This is a genomic window from Kosakonia quasisacchari, assembly GCF_004331415.1.
Taxonomy (GTDB): domain Bacteria; phylum Pseudomonadota; class Gammaproteobacteria; order Enterobacterales; family Enterobacteriaceae; genus Kosakonia; species Kosakonia quasisacchari.
Genome location: NZ_SJOP01000016.1, coordinates 59,968 through 77,941, shown reverse-complemented (window position 1 = coordinate 77,941; position 17,974 = coordinate 59,968). Strand labels below are relative to the sequence as shown.

The following is a 17,974-nucleotide window of genomic DNA, read 5'->3' as shown; positions in this document are numbered from 1 at the left end:
GCAAGGGAAAAATCTGCACACCAGGCAAATTAATAATGGGTAGTCTGTCATAACTAAAAACGATGGGCAGGGAAATTAAAGTCCTGACGCAGAGATCCGTTATAGTAATGAGTGGCGTCAATCAGAAAGGACAAATTATGGCCCAAATTAAGTGGATAGCAGCAGCGTTACTGGTCGCTGCGTCAACCAGCGCGTTGGCTGAACGGTTACCGTCGGCGGGAATTGAGGTGAATGTGCCGCCGGAAGTGTTCAGCTCCGGTGGGCAGACGCAAACCACGCAGCCCTGCATGCAATGCTGCGTGTACGGTAATCAAAACTACAGCGAAGGGGCAGTTATCAAAACCGAGGGGGTGTTATTACAATGCCAGCGCGATGAGAAAACCCTTTCCACTAACCCGCTGGTGTGGCGGCGCGTGAAGCCATAAACGCTTCCAGCAGCGGAATATCCGCCGGAGCCAGCGCGAGTTTCAGCGCTTCGGCGGGTAAACACCACAGTAAATTCTGGTGATAGTGGCGTACCGGTTCACCGTAAAAATTCACCACGTGCCATGCGTGCAAATGAATCAACCGACCTGAAATCTCCCGCTGGTGGCTGGCAACATAGCGCGCCGGTACGGCGTCAATGCCTAACTCTTCCCGCAACTCTCGCGTCAGCGCCTGCGGCTGTGTTTCCCCGGCTTCTACCTTGCCACCGGCAAATTCCCACAGACCCGGTTGATCGGCGTGTTCTGGGCGCTGTGCCAGTAAAATTTTGCCATCGCGCTCAATGATGGCCGCTACGACATCCAGGGTTTTCAGAAGGGTCATTACTGCGTTCCGATAATGGGCTGGCTCCATTCGAACCAGCCGCCATCATACACGGCGATATCCGGCCAGCCGAGCGCACGGGCAATAAAAAAGGCAAACGAGGCGCGCCAGCCGGTACCGCAATAAAAAATCACTCGCTTATCGCCAGTGATATGCTGTTGTTGCCAGAGCGCGGCGATCTCAGACGGGTTTCGCACCGTGCCATCTGCATTGTGAAAATTGGTAATAAACTGGCTGTCGCCTGCTGCCTGCCCCCAGCGGGCACCGGGAATATCGCCGGTCGCGGCGATATAGTCATAACCGCTTGCGCGGCCGCTAAACTCAGGCCAACTGCGGATGCTGACCAGTACCGTACCCGGCTGCGTCAGCCGCTGTTGGGTTTGCTCCATATTAAGCAGTAACGCAGGTTGCGCCGGGAGACGTGCGCCGAAATCCATTTGCGGTTTAATGCCTGGCGCTGCGCCAGTTTGCCACGCAAAACCAACGTGCAACCAGCTCTGCCAGCCGCCATCAAGTAAGCGAACATCACAGACCCCGGCGTATAACAAAATATGCGCCAGCCGCTCTGCCGCATAATTGCCACGGCTGTAAAGGACGACGGTAATATCCGCGCGCAGACCATGATTGAGCAGCACCTTGCGTAATTGATCGGGCTCGACCACATTCCACAGCGGCAGGCTTTCTACTTCGCGGGTGTCGATATAATCCGCGCCGGGAATATGCCCGGCGCGATAGAGGTGTTCAGCGTCACATCCCACCTCCAGCAGCCGCCATTCGCCCTCCGGGGTAGCTGTGACCGGGCGATGTTGCAGCAGATCCGCCAGCCACGTTGCGCAAACCCACGGAGAAGGCGCGGGCGTCATCGGTCAGACCTTAAATTTGGCCCACACGGGTGCGTGGTCGGACGGTTTTTCCATGCTGCGAATGTCGTAATCAATACCGGTTTCAATGCAGCGCTCCGCCAGCGGTTGGCTTGCCAGCAGCAGATCGATACGCAGGCCGCGGTTATCGTCGAAACCTTTTGAGCGGTAATCAAACCACGAGAAGCGATCCTGTGTTTCCGGGTTAGCTTCGCGGAAGGTATCCACCAGCCCCCAGCCTTTCAGGCGCTCCATCCACTCACGCTCTTCCGGCAGGAAGGAGCATTTGCCCGTGCGCAGCCAGCGTTTGCGGTTCTCTTCGCCAATACCGATATCGAGGTCTGTCGGGCTGATGTTCATGTCACCCATGATCAACACTGGTTTTGCTTTATCCAGTTCGGTGTCGAGGTAGGTTTGCAAATCCTGGTAGAACTTCTCTTTCGCCGGGAATTTCAACGGATGGTCGCGGCTTTCGCCCTGCGGGAAATAACCGTTAATCACCGTGATATCGCCGATAGGCGAGGGGATCTCCGCCATGATAATGCGGCGCTGTGCCTCTTCACCGTCGTTCGGCCAGCCGCGGCGCACAGAGATCGGCGTCTCTTTGGTCAACAGTGCAACGCCGTAGTGACCTTTCTGTCCGTGGTAAAAAACGTTGTAACCCAGCCGTGCGACATCTTCGAGCGGGAACATATCATCGTGAACTTTGGTCTCCTGCAGGCCGATGACGTCCGGCTGATGTTGCTCAACCAGCGCTTCAAGCTGGTGAGGGCGGGCGCGCAGGCCATTGATATTAAAAGAGACGAATTTCATAGTCGCAGCCATTTAGCAGAGTGAAAGATGCAGAGATGTTAGCAGAATTTACATTTAACCACCGCCACTTATTGATATTGCCGCCGCCGATGCGCACTGGCGCAATTCGCGCCCTTATTTAGGGCGAAATGCACTAAAACAGGGCGCATGATGTAAATTAATTTCGCTGATGATCACAGTTCTATAATTAAAATTTCTAATTGCATAAACAGGCGTCTTTACTTGCTCTCCTCCTCAGTTGGATCTCTATTTATTCACTTTTTATGCAAATAAAGTGAATGGCGATAGGTTTTAAGTTGTTGAAATTTCGTTTTCGTAAGCCGTTTATGCATTTTTATCGCTGGCTGGCACGAACCGTGCAATCTACATTTACAGCGAAAACGTTCATATTCGTTAACATTTTATCAACTATTTATTTACCGGATGAGGTCGCTATGTCTCTGTCAATTACGCGTGAAAATTTTGATCAATGGATGTTGCCTGTCTACGCGCCTGCACCTTTTATTCCGGTACGTGGTGAAGGTTCCCGCCTGTGGGATCAGCAGGGAAAAGAGTATGTCGATTTTGCCGGTGGGATTGCGGTGAATGCGCTGGGGCATGCGCATCCTGCTTTGTGTAAAGCGTTAAGCGAGCAGGCGGCAAAGTTCTGGCATACCGGCAACGGTTACACCAATGAGCCGGTACTGAAACTGGCGAAACGCCTGCTGGACGCTACTTTCGCCGATCGCGCTTTCTTTTGTAACTCCGGTGCTGAGGCGAATGAAGCGGCGCTGAAGCTGGCGCGCAAATATGCGCATGACACTTTCGGCCCGCAGAAAAGCGGCATTGTCGCGTTCAAAAATGCGTTCCATGGACGCACCTTATTTACCGTCAGCGCGGGCGGGCAACCTGCCTATTCGCAAGATTTTGCGCCGTTGCCGCCGCAAATCCAGCATGCGCAGTTCAACGATCTGGCTTCCGCCAGCGCATTAATTAATGACGAAACCTGTGCCGTTATTGTCGAGCCGATGCAGGGCGAAGGCGGTGTGGTACCTGCCAGCAAGGCGTTTTTGCAAGGGCTGCGCGAGCTATGCAACCGCCATAACGCGCTGCTGATTTTTGATGAAGTGCAAACCGGCGTTGGCCGCACCGGCGAACTGTATGCCTATATGCATTACGGCGTGACGCCGGATGCGCTGACCACGGCAAAAGCGTTGGGCGGCGGTTTCCCGATTGGCGCGATGCTGACCACCGAACAGTTTGGCAAAGTGATGAATGTCGGCACCCACGGTACGACCTACGGCGGTAACCCGCTGGCGGGCGCGGTGGCCGGTGCGGTGCTCGATATCGTCAACACACGGGAAACCCTGACTGGCGTGAAGCAACGCCATCAATGGTTTACGGAACAGCTTTCGGCGATCAATGACCGTTATCACCTGTTCAGTGAAATCCGCGGCTTAGGGTTGCTGATCGGTTGCCAACTGGTTCCAGAATATGCCGGAAAAGCAAAACAACTTTCACAACTGGCGGCGGCGGAAGGCGTAATGGTGTTGATTGCCGGTGGTAATGTGCTGCGCTTTGCTCCGGCGTTGAACATCAGCGAAGAAGAGATCCGCGACGGGCTTGTACGTGTTGCCCGCGCCTGTGAAAAATTCACTGCGGAGAGTGCATCATGATGGTGATCCGTCCTGTCGCCGCAGGCGATTTACCGGCGCTGCTGCGGCTGGCCGGGAAAACCGGTGGCGGCCTGACGTCGTTGCCTGTTGATGAAGCAACGCTTGCTGCGCGGATTGAGCGTTCGCAACGTACCTGGCAAGGCGAGTTGCCGAAGGGCGAGCAAGGGTACGTTTTTGTGCTGGAAGAGACGCAAAGCGGCGAGGTGGCGGGGATTTGCGCCATTGAAGTCGCGGTGGGTCTGAACGATCCCTGGTATAACTACCGGGTCGGGACACAGGTGCACGCCTCGAAAGAGCTGAATGTCTATAACGCGTTGCCGACGCTGTTTCTCAGTAACGATCACACCGGCAGCAGCGAACTCTGCACGCTGTTTCTCGATCCCGCCTGGCGTAAAGAGGGCAACGGCTATCTGTTGTCGAAATCGCGTTTCCTGTTTATGGCGGCGTTTCGCGAGCGCTTCAATGAGAAAGTGGTGGCGGAGATGCGCGGCGTGATTGACGAGCACGGTTATTCGCCGTTCTGGGAGAGCCTGGGCAAGCGTTTCTTTTCGATGGAGTTCAGCCGGGCGGATTACCTGTGCGGCACCGGGCAAAAAGCCTTTATCGCAGAGCTGATGCCAAAGCACCCTATTTATACCCACTTCCTTTCACAAGAGGCGCAAGAGGTGATTGGCGAGGTGCATCCGCAAACGGCACCGGCCCGTGCGGTGCTGGAAAAAGAGGGCTTTCGCTACCGTAACTATGTCGACATTTTTGATGGCGGGCCGACGCTGGAATGCGATGTCGACCGGGTGCGGGCGATTCGCAAAAGCCGCCTGGTTGCAGCGGGCGAAGGGCGGCGCGCACCGGGCGAATGGCCTGCGTGTATGGTCTCCAATGAGCAGTATCAGCAATTCCGGGCCATGCTTATCTATGCGGATCCGAACACCGAGCGGTTGCTATTAACGGCTGCCGAACTGGATGCGCTGAAGTGTCAGCCGGGGGATACCGTGCGGTTGGTGCGCCTGTGTGCCGAAGAGAAAAGTGGCGAGGAGAAAACAAAATGAGTTTATGGATTAAGGGTGACTGGGTCACAGGCCAGGGCGAACGTCGTATCAAAACGAACCCGGTCAGTCACGAAGCGCTGTGGCACGGTTTTGATGCTGATAGTGAGCAAGTGGCGCTGGCGTATCAGGCCGCACGCGACGCTTTCCCGCAGTGGGCGCGGCAGGCTTTTACTGAGCGCCAGGCCATTGTTGAGAAATTCGCGGCGCTGCTGGAGACCAACAAAGCGGCGCTGACCGACATTATCGCCCGCGAGACCGGTAAGCCGCGCTGGGAAGCGGCGACCGAAGTGACGGCAATGATCAACAAAGCCACCATATCGGTAAAGGCGTACCACACGCGCACCGGTGAACAACATACAGAGATGGCCGATGGTGCTGCGACATTGCGCCATCGCCCGTATGGCGTGCTGGCTGTCTTCGGCCCGTATAACTTCCCCGGCCATCTGCCGAATGGGCATATTATCCCGGCGCTGCTTGCAGGTAATACCGTGATCTTTAAACCCAGCGAACTCACGCCATGGACCGGTGAAGCGGTGGTCAAACTCTGGGAGCAAGCAGGTTTACCCGCAGGCGTGCTGAATCTGGCGCAGGGCGGGCGAGAAACCGGCCAGGCGCTGAGCGCATTACCGGGGCTGGACGGATTGTTATTTACCGGCAGCGCCAATACGGGATATCAATTGCATCGCCAGCTTGCCGGGCAGCCAGAAAAAATCCTCGCGCTGGAGATGGGCGGCAACAACCCGCTAATTGTTGAAGATCCTGACGATATTGATGCCGCAGTACATCTGGCGATCCAGTCAGCATTTATCACCGCCGGGCAGCGCTGTACCTGCGCGCGTCGCTTACTGGTTAAGCGTTCTAAAGCGGGCGATGACTTTCTGATGCGGTTGGTAGAAGTGAGTGCGCGACTGCAACCGCAGGCATGGGATGCGGAACCCGCGCCGTTTCTCGGTGGCTTGATTTCACCCCAGGCGGCGCAGCATGTTTATCAGGCCTGGCAGGCGCACGAAGCGCGCGGCGGTAAAACTTTGTTGGCACCGCGTCTGTTGGCGGAAGGAACCTCGCTCCTGACGCCGGGGATTATCGAGATGACCGACGTTGCGGGAGTACCGGATGAAGAAGTCTTTGGCCCGCTGCTGTGTGTCTGGCGCTACGACAATTTTGATCAGGCGATCCGCATGGCGAATGACACGCGCTACGGGCTGGCTTGCGGATTGATTTCACCGGATCGGCAAAAGTTTGATCAACTGTTGCTCGAAGCACGTGCCGGGATCGTCAACTGGAACAAGCCGTTGACCGGTGCGGCCAGTACCGCGCCGTTTGGCGGCGTGGGCGCGTCGGGGAATCATCGCGCCAGTGCGTGGTATGCGGCGGATTACTGTGCGTGGCCGATGGCGAGCCTGGAATCTCCGGCACTGGCGCTACCGCAAACGCTCAGCCCGGGGCTTGATTTCTCCCGCGAGGCGCAACCATGAAAGCGCGTGAAGTCAATTTCGACGGCCTGGTCGGGCTAACGCACCATTACGCCGGATTGTCTTTCGGGAATGAAGCCTCAACCAAACATCGCTTTCAGGTTTCCAACCCGAAACTGGCGGCAAAGCAAGGGCTACTGAAGATGAAAGCGCTCGCCGACGCCGGTTTTCCGCAGGCGGTGATCCCGCCGCAGGAACGTCCCAATGTGGCCGTGTTGCGCCAGCTTGGTTTCTGTGGCAGCGATGAGCAAGTGGTGGAAAAAGCTGCGGCACACGCGCCGCAGATCCTCTCTGCTGCCAGTTCGGCATCGGCGATGTGGGTCGCGAACGCTGCTACCGTCTGCCCGTCGGCTGATGCGCAGGATGGCAAAGTGCATCTCACGGTTGCTAACCTGAACAATAAATTCCACCGTGCGATGGAAGCCCCGACGACAGAAGCGCTGCTGCGCGCCATCTTCCGGGATGAAACGGCGTTTACCGTGCATCCTGCGCTGCCGCAGGTTGCCATGTTTGGCGATGAAGGTGCCGCGAACCATAACCGTTTTGGCGGTAATTACGGCGAAGCGGGTGTGCAACTCTTCGTTTACGGCAGAGAGTACGCAAGCCTGGATGCTCCGGCGCGCTATCCGGCGCGCCAGACGCGGGAAGCCAGCGAAGCGGTGATGCGTATCAACCAGGTGCGCGCAGAGCAGGTGGTTTTTGCCCGGCAAAACCCGGATGTTATCGATCTGGGCGTGTTTCATAACGATGTGATTGCCGTTTCGAACCGCCAGGTGTTTTTTTGTCACGAATTGGCTTTTGCCGAACAATCTCGTTTGCTGGCAGAGCTACACTCAAAAGTACCGGGATTTATGGCGATTCAGGTTCCGCAGCAGGCTGTTTCTGTCACCGATGCAGTGGCAACGTATCTGTTTAACAGCCAACTGCTGAGCCGTGATGATGGCAGCATGATGCTGGTGCTGCCCCAGGAGTCACAGCAACATGCCGGTGTGTGGCGCTATCTGAACACGCTGCTGGCGCAGGATAACCCGATCAGCGAGCTCAAAGTATTTGACCTGCGTGAAAGCATGGCGAACGGCGGTGGTCCGGCGTGCCTGCGCTTACGTGTGGTACTGACCGAGGCGGAACAGCGGGCCGTTAACCCGGCGGTGATGATGAATGGCAGTTTGTTTGCCACCCTCAATGACTGGGTGGATCGGTACTACCGCGATCGGCTGACGCAAGCGGATTTAGCCGATCCGCAGCTTTTACGCGAGGGGCGGGAAGCGCTGGACCGATTAACGCAGTTGTTGAATCTGGGATCGGTGTATCCCTTCCAGCGTTAACCGGAGGCTGTATGGATAACTTTCTTGCTGCGACGCTTGCGGGCGATATCCCGCGAAAAATGTCAGGGGAGTCGGGCGGTATTCACTGGTTGTGGCACGAACAAGGGATTCTTGAGCTGATCCCGAAACAAGCTGTCGGGCGATCTCTGGTCATCTCTTGTGCTATCCATGGTAACGAAACCGCGCCGGTGGAGATGCTGGATCTGTTGCTTAAAAATGTGCTTTCGGGCGAGCAGCCACTCACCTGGAGGCTGCTGGTAATCCTTGGAAATCCGCAGGCGCTGGCGCAGAACAAGCGATTTTTGCATAACGATCTCAACCGGATGTTTGGTGGCCGCTGGCAGCAGTTGCCATCGAATGATGAAACGGTGCGTGCCGCCCAGCTTGAACGGGCGATGACCCATTTCTTTGCGGCGGGCGACGAGGAGGAGCGCTGGCATCTGGATTTGCACACCGCGATTCGCGGTTCGCACCATGTCCGCTTTGGTGTGCTGCCGCAGCGGGCGGAGCCGTGGGATGAACTGTTTCTGGAGTGGTTGGGTGATGCCGGGCTGGAGGCGCTGGTGTTTCACCAGGCGGCAGGTGGTACGTTTACACATTACAGCTGCGAGCATTTTAACGCCCTGGCTTGCACTCTGGAGCTCGGTAAAGCGTTGCCGTTTGGTGAAAACGATTTAAGCCAGTTCCAGCGTACGGCCTGGACGTTGGCCGCGTTACTGGCGGGCGAACCTGCGCCAGACACGGAAAATACGCCGCTGCGCTATCGGGTGGTGCAGCAACTGACCCGCCACAGTGACGCGTTTAAACTTTTTATGAGTGCAGATACGCTCAATTTTACCGCCTTCAATGCGGGCACCTTGTTGGCCGAGGATCGCGGCGAGCGGTATGTGGTGCAACATGAGCAGGAGTATGTTTTGTTCCCAAATCCGAATGTTGCCGTTGGTTTACGCGCCGGGTTAATGCTCGAGAAAATTAATTAAACAGTAAGCCCTGTTTATACAGGGCTTATTTTCATGCTTTTCTTAAATAAATTACAGAATTATCCTGTTGAAGCGCTTTATTAATAAATCACTTTAATTTAAGATTTTCAATAATTCCTTTTTAATCAGTGCATTGAATATTTAATTTTCTACTCTCCACGGTTTATCCTTATTTCCTTCATATTTGACCTAAAAACGTTATTTACACTTTCATTGTTTTACCGTCGCTCTGATTAATTGACGATAAAGCCAGTAAAGTGAATAGCGTCAACACGGCAACCGCCGTAAGAAAAACCGAAGTAAGGAATAAAATTATGCGTAAATTGACTGCTCTGTTTGTTGCCTCTACCCTGGCTTTTGGCGCTGCAGGTCTGGCTCATGCTGCGGATACCACCTCCGCACCTGCCGACGAGAAACCAATGATGCATCACAAAGGTAAAGGCCCGCATGACATGATGTTCAAAGGTCTGAACCTGACCGATGCGCAGAAACAGCAAGTCCGCGATATCATGAAAAGCCAGCGCGAAGAGATGAAACGCCCACCAGTTGAAGAGATGCGCGCAATGCATGACATCATTACCAGCGACAGCTTTGACCGTGCGAAAGCCGAAGCGCAAATCACCAAAATGGAACAGCAGCATAAAGAGGGCATGCTGAAACGCATGGAGACCCAGAACAAGATTTACAACATTCTGACCCCGGAACAGAAAAAGCAGTTCAATGCTAATTTTGAGAAGCGTCTGACAGAACATCCGGCGCCGGAAGGTAAAATGCCTCCTGCACCTGCTGAATAATTCAGCGACCCTCCTTAAGACCGCCGGTTTTGCCCATCGCTTGTTTTACGTGATGGGCAGAACCGGCGGTTTTTTCTTGTCCCCCCTCTTGCCAGCCGCTACTGGCGCGGTATTCTCGTTGAATCCTTTTTTTTAGTGATGTTACTTATCTGAAATTTATGATTTTTTACATGTCTCATTACACAGTAGCCTAAGGCAAATCGTGTCGGCTGCCGATAACTCACACATGGCAAAGTAAACAATAACAATGATGCAGGCTGCCCGAAGAAGCAGCGGCGCAGGTGAAGCACCGCGCCATTCAGGAGTGATGATGGAATTCTTTGATATCCGTAAAATGCCGGTAAATCTCTGGCGTAATGGGGCGGGTGAAACCCGAGAAATTTGCTGTTTTCCGCCGGCAACACGTGATTTTAACTGGCGAGCCAGTATCGCTTCGCTGGCCAGTAACGGTGATTTTCCGCAATTTCCCGGCGTGGATCGGGTAATAACCCTCATTGAAGGTGGCGAAGTGACGCTGAATGGGGGAGGTACTTTTAGCCACACGCTTAAACGTTACCAGCCCTTTACTTTTGCCGGTGAGCAGCCAGTCAGAGCCGAGCTTTGCGACGGACAAATGTCGATGGATTTTAATGTGATGACGCGGCGCGATCGCTGCCGGGCGAAAGTCCGTATCGCCGATCGTACCTTTACCACTATTGGTACACGCGGGGGCGTTATTTTCGTTCTGAGTGGAGCGTGGCAATTGGGTGATAAATTGTTAACCGCCGATCAGGGTGCTTATTGGCAAGAAGGGCGGCAAACTCTGCGGTTGCTAAAGTCTGAAGGGCAGTTACTGTTCAGTGAAATTACCTGGCTGGCCGGTCATTAATCCAGTTCGATTATTTCATAATCACCGGAAAGCAGCGGTTTGCAGAGAATTTTGTAGCCATCATGATCGAAACCCGCCGGTAAACGCAGCAGTTGCGCGGCAGCGGCGGGCTCATCAACTGAACCTAACCATAGCCAGTTGTGGATGATATGGTACTGCGTCATTCCCGCAGCGCTCTCTTTCAGCCCAATTGGACCGCGCCACGGCCAGCAGACCAATTGCAAACGCGCCATCGCGGCGGCGAAGCGCTCATCATGTGCTTCACGCGTCTCTTTTCCACAGCATGCCCCGGCGCAGCGCTGTAACGCGGATCGAAAACAAGGCCGGCCACGCGTTAGCGATTCCAGACCCAGCAGCCCATAGCACAGCTTTTCGTCATCAGCGATAGATTGCAGCGCTTGCAATGCGGCGCGACGGTTGGCAAACAGGCCATACAAATCTGGGGAGGAGGAGAAATCTACTTCTTTGGCATACACCACCAGTGGTTTTTCACCGCTAAGGCGCAGCGAGCAGAGTTGGCGATTACGGCGCAGACGCTTATTAAACAGTGGCTGTTGTTCTTTAATTAGTCGCGCTTCGAGCAGCAGCGCGCCAATCTCACCGGCAGTGCAAATCCAGGTAATCCGCCGCGACTGGCGCAGCATAGCCGCTTCATCGGGCGTGCGCAGATGCGACAGTACACGGCTGCGGATATTGACGCTTTTACCGATATAGAGCGGCATTGCTTCGCTTTCGCCGTGGAAAATATAGACACCGGGCTGCCTGGGCATTGCTTCCAGCCACGGACGAAGATGTTCTGGATATTCATAGATTGCCGCCGCTTCGAATTCAAGACGCGGGGCTGATTGACGCCTGACCACAAAATACTCCTGATACTGTTTGTCTATCCAGTATAGCAGTCAATAAGTGGCTAAAAAAGAGGCGGCTTGCGCCGCCTGCGGGTTATTTCTTTTTCCAGAAATCGTCGAATACAGTAATCGGCGGGCGACGTTTGTGTTCCGTTTTCACATACCAGCCTTCAATGATTTTCGCAATACTGGCATCCAGCGTTTTCCCTTCCAGATAATCATCGATATTTTCGTAGGTGACGCCCAGTGCGGCTTCATCCGGCAGGGAGGGGCGATCATCTTCCAGATCGGCCGTTGGCGCTTTTTTATAAAGATGTTCCGGGCAGCCCAGGTAAGCCAGCAACTGTTTACCCTGGCGTTTGTTCAGACGGAAAAGCGGGTTGATATCAGTGCCGCCATCGCCATATTTGGTGAAGAAACCGGTCACCGCTTCGGCGGCATGGTCGGTGCCAACCACCACGCCTTTCGTCATGCCAGCAATGCTGTATTGCGCTTTCATACGCTCGCGCGCTTTTTCATTGCCGCGCACGAAATCGCTCAGTTCGATGCCCGTTTCACGCAGCGCTTGCTCGCTTGCCAGCACCGAGGCTTTGATATTGACGGTAAGGACGCGATCCGGCTGAATAAACGCGATGGCATCCTGGCAATCCTGCTCATCCGCTTGCTTACCGTAAGGCAGACGGACGGCGATAAATTGATACGCTTGATTGCCCGTTTCCTGGCGCAGTTCGCTGATGGCCGTTTGACTGATTTTCCCGGCTAGCGTGGAATCCTGGCCGCCGCTGATGCCAAGTACCAGCGTTTGCAAAAAAGGATAGGTTTTCAGATAGGTTTTCAGGAAATCCACGCTGCGGCGAACTTCTTCTTCGGCGTTGACTGTGGGCTTCACGCCTAACGCCTGAATAATCTCTTGTTGCAGAGTCATTTACCCCTCCGTTGTGTTGTCCTGCTAAATAGATAATAGGGCCAAATTAACCCTTTGGCGGTAAAACGACAAGGATCACAGATTTGAGTGCCGCAAATTAAGGCGTTTTAGTAGCTTATCGTGCTTTTATTAGATTTCTCCGAAAGTTATGCCAATGCTGTCTGTTAGTTGAAAAATGCAATTTTATATTCCAGGCTTAGATAACACGCTGATACACAAGCGGATACAAAAGAGGATGGAATATGAATAAGAACATCGCAGGAATTCTGGGCGCAGCTGCAGTGCTGACTATGCTGGCGGGTTGTACGGCTTACGATCGTGCAAAAGATCAGGTTTCACAGCCAGTCGTGAAAGATGTGAAAAAAGGCATGAGCCGCCAGCAAGTTATGCAGGTTGCGGGCCGTCCTTCTTCTGAAGTTACGATGATCCACGCGCGCGGGACTTGCCAGACCTATATTCTGGGTCAACGTGACGGCAAAACCGAAACCTATTTCGTTGCGCTGGATGAAACTGGTCATGTCATGAACTCCGGCTACCAGACCTGCGCCGAGTATGATACTGACCCGCAAGTTAAGCAGTAATTTCGGTTTATCGCCTGAGCAAATAAAAAACCGGCCATTTGGCCGGTTTTTTATGGGTGCAACAGGGGTTACGCCGGGACACTATCGATTTTGCTGATGCGCGACCAAACGCGGTGCGCAGCAAGATGCGTCAGAAAATCATCGATAAAGTTCGCCGTAGCGTTATCCGCCTCGACAATACCGTCTTCTCCCTGGTCATCCACATCCAGTAAGCGCTTAAACTGCCGCGCATCTCCCGCCAGCGCGATAGTTTTCAGATGCTTATAGGCTTCCAGCAGGTAATATTTCGCGTCGCCATTTTGCAGGATATCGCTGATATCCCCGCCGGGAACAATGACGCCATCGACCGTCAGAGACGGTGAGCCAGCGAAGGTGGCGGCAATCGGTAATTCGGATCCATCATCCGCAGTCACTTTCCCCATTCGCGCATAGAGCAGTTTGCTATGAACACCTTTGGCTTTCAGGCCCTGCAATACGTTGAGTACATCCGTCGCGCTGACCTTATCATGCAGTAATACCGCTACCACCCGGCCTTTCACGTTGCCATCGGGGATGGCATAAAGACTCAGCGAAGGATCTTTTTTTAACCCATTGACTTCCGGCGGTGGGGCAATGTTCAACTGATCGTCGCTCAACGTGATACCGAGATTTTCTGCCACACTTTGCGCCAGATGAACGTCAATGTGCGCCAGTTGATCTACCACGCGTTCGCGAATATACGCCCGTACCACTTTGCTCAGCTCAAAGCTAAAAGCGTCAATAATATGGCGTTGTTCAAACGGCGTCTGGCTTAACCAGAACAGGCGCGGATGAGCATAATATTCACCGAATGAGGGGCTGCGTTCACGGATTTTTTCCCCTTCGACGCGCTCCTGGTAAGTCTCGAAACCACCACGTTTTGGACCAGGCGGTGTTTCCCGCGGCCAGTTATCATTGATGGAGTTCGGCTCATAGTTAGCAGGGTTTGTGTCAATCTCCATGCGGTGCATGCCGTCGCGCTGCAAGTTATGGTACGGACACGTTGGGCGATTGATGGGAATTTCATGGAAGTTCGGCCCACCAAGCCGGCTGATTTGCGTATCGGTATAGGAGAACAAACGCCCCTGCAGCAGCGGGTCATTGGTAAAATCGAGGCCCGGCACGATATGCCCTGGATGGAACGCTGCCTGCTCGTTTTCGGCAAAGAAGTTATCCGGGTTGCGGTTTAATACCATTTTTCCGACGCGCTGCACGGGAACCAGCTCTTCGGGAATCAGTTTGGTCGGGTCCAACAGGTCGAAATCAAATTTGAATTCATCCTCTTCCGGGATCAGTTGTAGGCCCAGCTCAAACTCCGGGTAATCGCCGGCTTCAATGGCTTCCCATAACTCGCGGCGGTGGAAATCCGGATCGCGCCCGGTTAGTTTTTGTGACTCATCCCACACCAGGGAAGCTTTGCCTGCCAGTGGTTTCCAGTGGAAGCGGACAAACGTGGCTTTGCCTTCGGCGTTGATCAAGCGAAATGTGTGTATCCCAAAACCTTCCATCGTGCGATAGCTGCGCGGAATGCCGCGATCGGACATCGCCCACATCACGTTGTGTAAGGTTTCCGGTTGCAACGAAACATAGTCCCAGAAGGTGTCATGCGCGCTTTGACCTTGCGGGATCGCCCAGTGCGGCTCCGGTTTTACCGCATGGACAAAATCGGGGAATTTGTGCGCATCCTGGATGAAAAAGACCGGCGTATTGTTGCCGACCAGGTCAAAAATGCCTTCTTCGGTATAAAACTTGGTGGCAAATCCACGAATATCACGAACGGTATCCGCTGAACCCGCGCCGCCCTGCACCGTGGAAAAACGGACAAATACCGGGGTAATTTTCTCCGCATCAGAGAGAAAATCCGCTTTGGTTATATCGCTCAGGCTACGATAAGGCTGAAAATAGCCATGCGCCGCCGATCCGCGTGCATGCACGATACGTTCTGGGATACGTTCGTGGTCGAAATGGGTGATTTTCTCCCGCAGAATAAAATCTTCCAGCAGTGTCGGGCCGCGTTTTCCCGCGCGCAGGGAGTTTTGGTCATCGGCGATGCGCACGCCCTGGTTAGTGGTGAGGGGATAATTCTCGCCACCCTTTCGGTAAGGCTCCAGCGCGTTCAGTTTGTCATTCGACGTATCCGGCGCTTTCATGCTCCCCGGCGCGGTCGGTTGCTCGCCAGGTGCTGTGGGGCTCGGAGAAGGGCGGTGAGAATTATCTTCGGGTGCCAGTGAGTCCAGCCCTGGGCGGGATTCGTTAGCATCATGAACCGGGGCGTGGTGATGAGGGTCTTTTTCATTGTGCGACATTGAACTCGTCTCCTGTTTTCATTGCTGAAAAATGGTCGATGTTTCCTTAAAACCCTTCTAACTATAGAACAACATGCTGCATTGACCTGGCGAATCAGGAGTCAACACGGGAGTGAAAAATCAGAGAAAGTGGTTCCAGGCGCGACGCACAAGCTCACAATCGGCTATGATAGGTCTTTAATGTTTGTAGAATTTGTTTGTAGAACGCATCGCTTATGAAATCTTATCGTCAACAAAACCGAGCCATTATCAGCTATGTCCCGCGTGTCGAACCGGCTCCCCCCGATCACGCCTCAAAAGTGGATGGCTATCGTGATGTCTGGTTGCTGCGGGGTAAGTATGTGGCGTTTGTGTTGATGGGGGAAAAGTTTCGCCGCTCGCCGGTCTTTAGCGTCCCGGAAGCTGCTCAGCGCTGGGCGATGCAGATGCGCCAGGAAGGCGAGGTAGACGAAGCGTAAAAAAAACCGCCTGACATTGCAGGCGGTTTTCATTATTCACCGGTGCCGCCTCGACGGATAGGGGCATCGGTCATTCCATTCCGGGTGTTTAACGGTGCGCCAGTTCGGCGTCGTCTTCACTGTCCAGTACGGTTTTATCGGTCTGTTTCAGCCACTGGCTGGTCAGCGTACCGGCGGTCATTGAGCCGCTCACGTTCAGGGCAGTTCGGCCCATATCGATAAGCGGTTCAACGGAAATGAGCAGCGCCACCAGCGTCACTGGCAGGCCCATTGCAGGCAGCACGATAAGCGCGGCAAAAGTCGCACCACCTCCAACACCTGCCACACCGGCGGAACTGACGGTGACGATCCCAACCAGGGTAGCAATCCACAGCGGATCCAGCGGGTTAATGCCAACGGTGGGAGCTACCATCACGGCCAGCATCGCCGGGTAAAGGCCTGCGCACCCGTTTTGCCCAATGGTTGCGCCAAAGGAGGCTGAGAAGCTGGCGATGGATTCCGGCACGCCCAGACGACGGGTTTGCGCTTCCACGTTCAGCGGAATGGATGCTGCGCTGGAGCGGCTGGTGAAAGCAAATGTCAGAACAGGCCATACCTTACGGAAGAATTTCAGCGGGCTAACGCCGTTCACACCAAGCAGCAGACCGTGCACCACAAACATAATGCCCAGGCCAAGGTAAGAGGCGATAACAAAGCTACCCAGCTTAATGATGTCCTGAATGTTAGAACCAGCGACAACTTTGGTCATCAACGCCAGCACGCCATACGGCGTCAATTGCATCACCAGGCGTACCAGTTTCATCACCCAGCTTTGCAGCGTATCGATAGAGGTCAGTACACGCTGGCCTTTCGGCGCATCATCTTTCAACAATTTCAGCGCTGCGACACCGAGGAACGCAGCAAAGATAACGATGCTGATAATTGACGTTGGGTTTGCGCCTGTCAGGTCGGCAAACGGATTTTTAGGTACAAAGGAGAGCAGCAGTTGCGGCACGGTGAGATCGGCTACTTTGCCGACATAGTTGCTCTGAATGGCGTTCAAACGCGCGGTTTCTGCCGTACCCTGTACCAGACCTTCTGCCGTCAAACCGAACAGATTGGTCACCAGCACGCCCACCAATGCGGCGATCAGCGTCGTGAACAGCAATGTGCCGATGGTCAGAAAACTGATTTTGCCCAGTTGTGACGCGTTATGCAGACGCGCAACGGCACTCAAAATTGAAGCGAAAACCAGTGGCATGACAATCATTTGCAGCAACTGGACATAGCCATTGCCGACCACGTTGAACCACTGGATGGAATCTTTCAGTACCGGGTTATCAGAACCATAAATAGCCTGCAGCGCGAGGCCAAAGACCACACCGAGACCTAAACCCACCAGTACTTTTTTTGCCAGGCTCCACTGTTTGTGACGCGCCTGCGCCAGCAAAAACAGCAGTGCCACGAACACAACGACGTTCGCGATTAATAGAAAATTCATCCCCTTTCTCCTGATATCATTATTCGGTCAGCCTTCTCGGCCGCTCCTGTGGCGCAAGGTTAGCAGAAGTGTTGAAACGGTCTTATATCCAAATGGAATGGGTTATATCGAAATAAGGAGGAATGGCGATTTAATGCTCTGATTGCTGATGAATAAAGCGATTAAACTGATTTTGTAGCGACATTATCATCTGTGATGACCAGCGGACTGCACCGTTTTCGGGCAATGTTTGTGGCATCCAAATCGCGTAAGTAAATAGCGCCATACATAATACGCGTTCCAGTTGATTACCTTTTTGCGGTGCCAGCAGCGGCAGGCGAAAGCGCCAGCGACAGGGCCAGAGCAGCGGTACGCCAGCAGGGGTAAGCATATCCGCCAGAATATGGCTGAGATAACCGACCACCATTCCCTGTAGCGCATCGGCGGGCACAATCCAGCTTTCTGGCACTTTTAAATAGAAGAGTGTCAGCGCCAGAAAAACCGCCAGCAGGCTATGCGTAAATCCGCGATGCCCGAAAGCGCGGGCGACAGGTTTTGATATCCATTTCAGGCGTTGCCCGAGAAAAGATTTCGGATGGTCGATATCCGGCAGTAGGCAGGTGAGAATAGCGGACGGGACAATATGCCACCAGTCTCCCTGGGCGAGGACGGGCGTTAACTCAGCGTTTTTGGAAAACACCGCGCAAGCAATGGAAAAAAGCAGGTGTCCTTCCGCCGTCATGGTCAAACTCACTCAAC

The 17,974-nt window shown here is 54.1% G+C and carries 18 protein-coding genes; 10 read left to right on the top strand and 8 right to left on the bottom strand.

Translation table 11 applies throughout. From position 1 onward, the window contains the following. The first annotated feature begins 137 nt into the window (after positions 1 to 137). The gene (locus tag E0L21_RS17135; protein ID WP_131411575.1) at positions 138 to 425 is read left to right on the top strand and encodes a YnjH family protein; all 288 of its coding nucleotides are present in this window, start codon (positions 138 to 140) and stop codon (positions 423 to 425) included. On the opposite strand, the gene E0L21_RS17130 is transcribed toward E0L21_RS17135, so the two are convergent. From E0L21_RS17130 to xthA, 3 genes are read right to left on the bottom strand one after another with little or no spacing between them, the layout of a single operon-like run. Then, complete coding sequence (locus E0L21_RS17130; RefSeq protein WP_131411573.1) at positions 391 to 807, bottom strand: pyrimidine (deoxy)nucleoside triphosphate diphosphatase; 417 nt, start codon at positions 805 to 807, stop codon at positions 391 to 393. The two genes, E0L21_RS17135 and E0L21_RS17130, sit on opposite strands and share 35 nt — an antisense overlap. Beyond that, complete coding sequence (locus E0L21_RS17125) at positions 807 to 1,670, bottom strand: sulfurtransferase (RefSeq protein ID WP_131411571.1); 864 nt, start codon at positions 1,668 to 1,670, stop codon at positions 807 to 809. The genes E0L21_RS17130 and E0L21_RS17125 overlap by 1 nt, the downstream gene beginning before the upstream one ends. A 3-nt stretch (positions 1,671 to 1,673) precedes the next feature. Beyond that, positions 1,674 to 2,480 carry an exodeoxyribonuclease III gene (gene xthA, locus E0L21_RS17120; RefSeq protein WP_131411569.1) on the bottom strand — a complete coding sequence of 269 codons (807 nt, stop codon included), beginning with the start codon at positions 2,478 to 2,480 and terminating at the stop codon, positions 1,674 to 1,676. Positions 2,481 to 2,914: 434 nt separating this feature from the next. On the opposite strand from xthA, the gene astC reads away from it, so the two are divergent. The 7 genes from astC to ves all read left to right on the top strand — a co-directional run bounded on the left by astC (position 2,915) and on the right by ves (position 10,620). Further along, a complete protein-coding gene (gene astC, locus E0L21_RS17115; protein WP_131411567.1) occupies positions 2,915 to 4,135 on the top strand; it encodes a succinylornithine/acetylornithine transaminase in 1,221 nt (406 codons plus the stop codon). Further along, positions 4,132 to 5,181 carry an arginine N-succinyltransferase gene (gene astA, locus E0L21_RS17110; protein ID WP_131411565.1) on the top strand — a complete coding sequence of 350 codons (1,050 nt, stop codon included), beginning with the start codon at positions 4,132 to 4,134 and terminating at the stop codon, positions 5,179 to 5,181. Before astC ends, astA begins: the two co-directional genes overlap by 4 nt. Continuing rightward, positions 5,178 to 6,656: a succinylglutamate-semialdehyde dehydrogenase gene (gene astD / locus E0L21_RS17105; protein ID WP_131411563.1), complete on the top strand. Its 1,479-nt coding sequence runs from the start codon at positions 5,178 to 5,180 to the stop codon at positions 6,654 to 6,656. The genes astA and astD overlap by 4 nt, the downstream gene beginning before the upstream one ends. Next, positions 6,653 to 7,978, top strand: coding sequence for an N-succinylarginine dihydrolase (gene astB / locus E0L21_RS17100; RefSeq protein WP_131411561.1), 1,326 nt, complete (start codon positions 6,653 to 6,655; stop codon positions 7,976 to 7,978). The genes astD and astB overlap by 4 nt, the downstream gene beginning before the upstream one ends. An 11-nt stretch (positions 7,979 to 7,989) precedes the next feature. Further along, positions 7,990 to 8,958 carry a succinylglutamate desuccinylase gene (gene astE / locus E0L21_RS17095; RefSeq protein ID WP_131411559.1) on the top strand — a complete coding sequence of 323 codons (969 nt, stop codon included), beginning with the start codon at positions 7,990 to 7,992 and terminating at the stop codon, positions 8,956 to 8,958. A gap of 314 nt (positions 8,959 to 9,272) precedes the next feature. Next, the gene (gene spy, locus E0L21_RS17090; protein WP_131411557.1) at positions 9,273 to 9,752 is read left to right on the top strand and encodes an ATP-independent periplasmic protein-refolding chaperone Spy; all 480 of its coding nucleotides are present in this window, start codon (positions 9,273 to 9,275) and stop codon (positions 9,750 to 9,752) included. A gap of 310 nt (positions 9,753 to 10,062) precedes the next feature. Next, positions 10,063 to 10,620, top strand: coding sequence for an environmental stress-induced protein Ves (gene ves / locus E0L21_RS17085; protein ID WP_131411661.1), 558 nt, complete (start codon positions 10,063 to 10,065; stop codon positions 10,618 to 10,620). Here ves and cho read toward each other — a convergent pair. Both cho and nadE read right to left on the bottom strand, forming a co-directional pair. Beyond that, positions 10,617 to 11,480, bottom strand: coding sequence for an excinuclease Cho (cho, locus tag E0L21_RS17080; protein ID WP_165501924.1), 864 nt, complete (start codon positions 11,478 to 11,480; stop codon positions 10,617 to 10,619). The genes ves and cho overlap by 4 nt on opposite strands. A gap of 82 nt (positions 11,481 to 11,562) precedes the next feature. After that, positions 11,563 to 12,393 (bottom strand): ammonia-dependent NAD(+) synthetase, encoded by an 831-nt coding sequence (gene nadE / locus E0L21_RS17075; protein ID WP_131411553.1) that lies wholly within the window; start codon positions 12,391 to 12,393, stop codon positions 11,563 to 11,565. A gap of 242 nt (positions 12,394 to 12,635) precedes the next feature. Here nadE and osmE point away from each other — a divergent pair, with 242 nt between their 5' ends. After that, positions 12,636 to 12,974: an osmotically-inducible lipoprotein OsmE gene (gene osmE, locus E0L21_RS17070; protein WP_131411551.1), complete on the top strand. Its 339-nt coding sequence runs from the start codon at positions 12,636 to 12,638 to the stop codon at positions 12,972 to 12,974. A 68-nt stretch (positions 12,975 to 13,042) separates the two neighbouring features. Here osmE and katE read toward each other — a convergent pair whose 3' ends face one another. After that, a complete protein-coding gene (gene katE, locus E0L21_RS17060) occupies positions 13,043 to 15,298 on the bottom strand; it encodes a catalase HPII (protein ID WP_131411549.1) in 2,256 nt (751 codons plus the stop codon). 215 nt (positions 15,299 to 15,513) lie between these two features. Between katE and cedA the strand changes: the two genes are divergently transcribed. Beyond that, complete coding sequence (gene cedA / locus E0L21_RS17055) at positions 15,514 to 15,756, top strand: cell division activator CedA (RefSeq protein WP_131411547.1); 243 nt, start codon at positions 15,514 to 15,516, stop codon at positions 15,754 to 15,756. Between the two features lie 88 nt (positions 15,757 to 15,844). Here the strand turns inward: cedA and E0L21_RS17050 are convergent, their stop codons facing one another. Then, a complete protein-coding gene (locus tag E0L21_RS17050; protein ID WP_131411545.1) occupies positions 15,845 to 17,236 on the bottom strand; it encodes an L-cystine transporter in 1,392 nt (463 codons plus the stop codon). 130 nt (positions 17,237 to 17,366) lie between these two features. Then, positions 17,367 to 17,957: a metal-dependent hydrolase gene (locus E0L21_RS17045; RefSeq protein ID WP_131411543.1), complete on the bottom strand. Its 591-nt coding sequence runs from the start codon at positions 17,955 to 17,957 to the stop codon at positions 17,367 to 17,369. Positions 17,958 to 17,974: the final 17 nt, after the last annotated feature.

What these genes read in the sequence shown, in the direction of transcription:
- E0L21_RS17135 (WP_131411575.1), top strand. Translation starts at nt 138, where the DNA reads ATGGCCCAAATTAAGTGGATAGCAGCAGCGTTACTGGTCGCTGCGTCA.
- E0L21_RS17130 (WP_131411573.1), bottom strand. Translation starts at nt 807, where the DNA reads ATGACCCTTCTGAAAACCCTGGATGTCGTAGCGGCCATCATTGAGCGC.
- E0L21_RS17125 (WP_131411571.1), bottom strand. Translation starts at nt 1,670, where the DNA reads ATGACGCCCGCGCCTTCTCCGTGGGTTTGCGCAACGTGGCTGGCGGAT.
- xthA (WP_131411569.1), bottom strand. Translation starts at nt 2,480, where the DNA reads ATGAAATTCGTCTCTTTTAATATCAATGGCCTGCGCGCCCGCCCTCAC.
- astC (WP_131411567.1), top strand. Translation starts at nt 2,915, where the DNA reads ATGTCTCTGTCAATTACGCGTGAAAATTTTGATCAATGGATGTTGCCT.
- astA (WP_131411565.1), top strand. Translation starts at nt 4,132, where the DNA reads ATGATGGTGATCCGTCCTGTCGCCGCAGGCGATTTACCGGCGCTGCTG.
- astD (WP_131411563.1), top strand. Translation starts at nt 5,178, where the DNA reads ATGAGTTTATGGATTAAGGGTGACTGGGTCACAGGCCAGGGCGAACGT.
- astB (WP_131411561.1), top strand. Translation starts at nt 6,653, where the DNA reads ATGAAAGCGCGTGAAGTCAATTTCGACGGCCTGGTCGGGCTAACGCAC.
- astE (WP_131411559.1), top strand. Translation starts at nt 7,990, where the DNA reads ATGGATAACTTTCTTGCTGCGACGCTTGCGGGCGATATCCCGCGAAAA.
- spy (WP_131411557.1), top strand. Translation starts at nt 9,273, where the DNA reads ATGCGTAAATTGACTGCTCTGTTTGTTGCCTCTACCCTGGCTTTTGGC.
- ves (WP_131411661.1), top strand. Translation starts at nt 10,063, where the DNA reads ATGGAATTCTTTGATATCCGTAAAATGCCGGTAAATCTCTGGCGTAAT.
- nadE (WP_131411553.1), bottom strand. Translation starts at nt 12,393, where the DNA reads ATGACTCTGCAACAAGAGATTATTCAGGCGTTAGGCGTGAAGCCCACA.
- osmE (WP_131411551.1), top strand. Translation starts at nt 12,636, where the DNA reads ATGAATAAGAACATCGCAGGAATTCTGGGCGCAGCTGCAGTGCTGACT.
- katE (WP_131411549.1), bottom strand. Translation starts at nt 15,298, where the DNA reads ATGTCGCACAATGAAAAAGACCCTCATCACCACGCCCCGGTTCATGAT.
- cedA (WP_131411547.1), top strand. Translation starts at nt 15,514, where the DNA reads ATGAAATCTTATCGTCAACAAAACCGAGCCATTATCAGCTATGTCCCG.
- E0L21_RS17050 (WP_131411545.1), bottom strand. Translation starts at nt 17,236, where the DNA reads ATGAATTTTCTATTAATCGCGAACGTCGTTGTGTTCGTGGCACTGCTG.
- E0L21_RS17045 (WP_131411543.1), bottom strand. Translation starts at nt 17,957, where the DNA reads ATGACGGCGGAAGGACACCTGCTTTTTTCCATTGCTTGCGCGGTGTTT.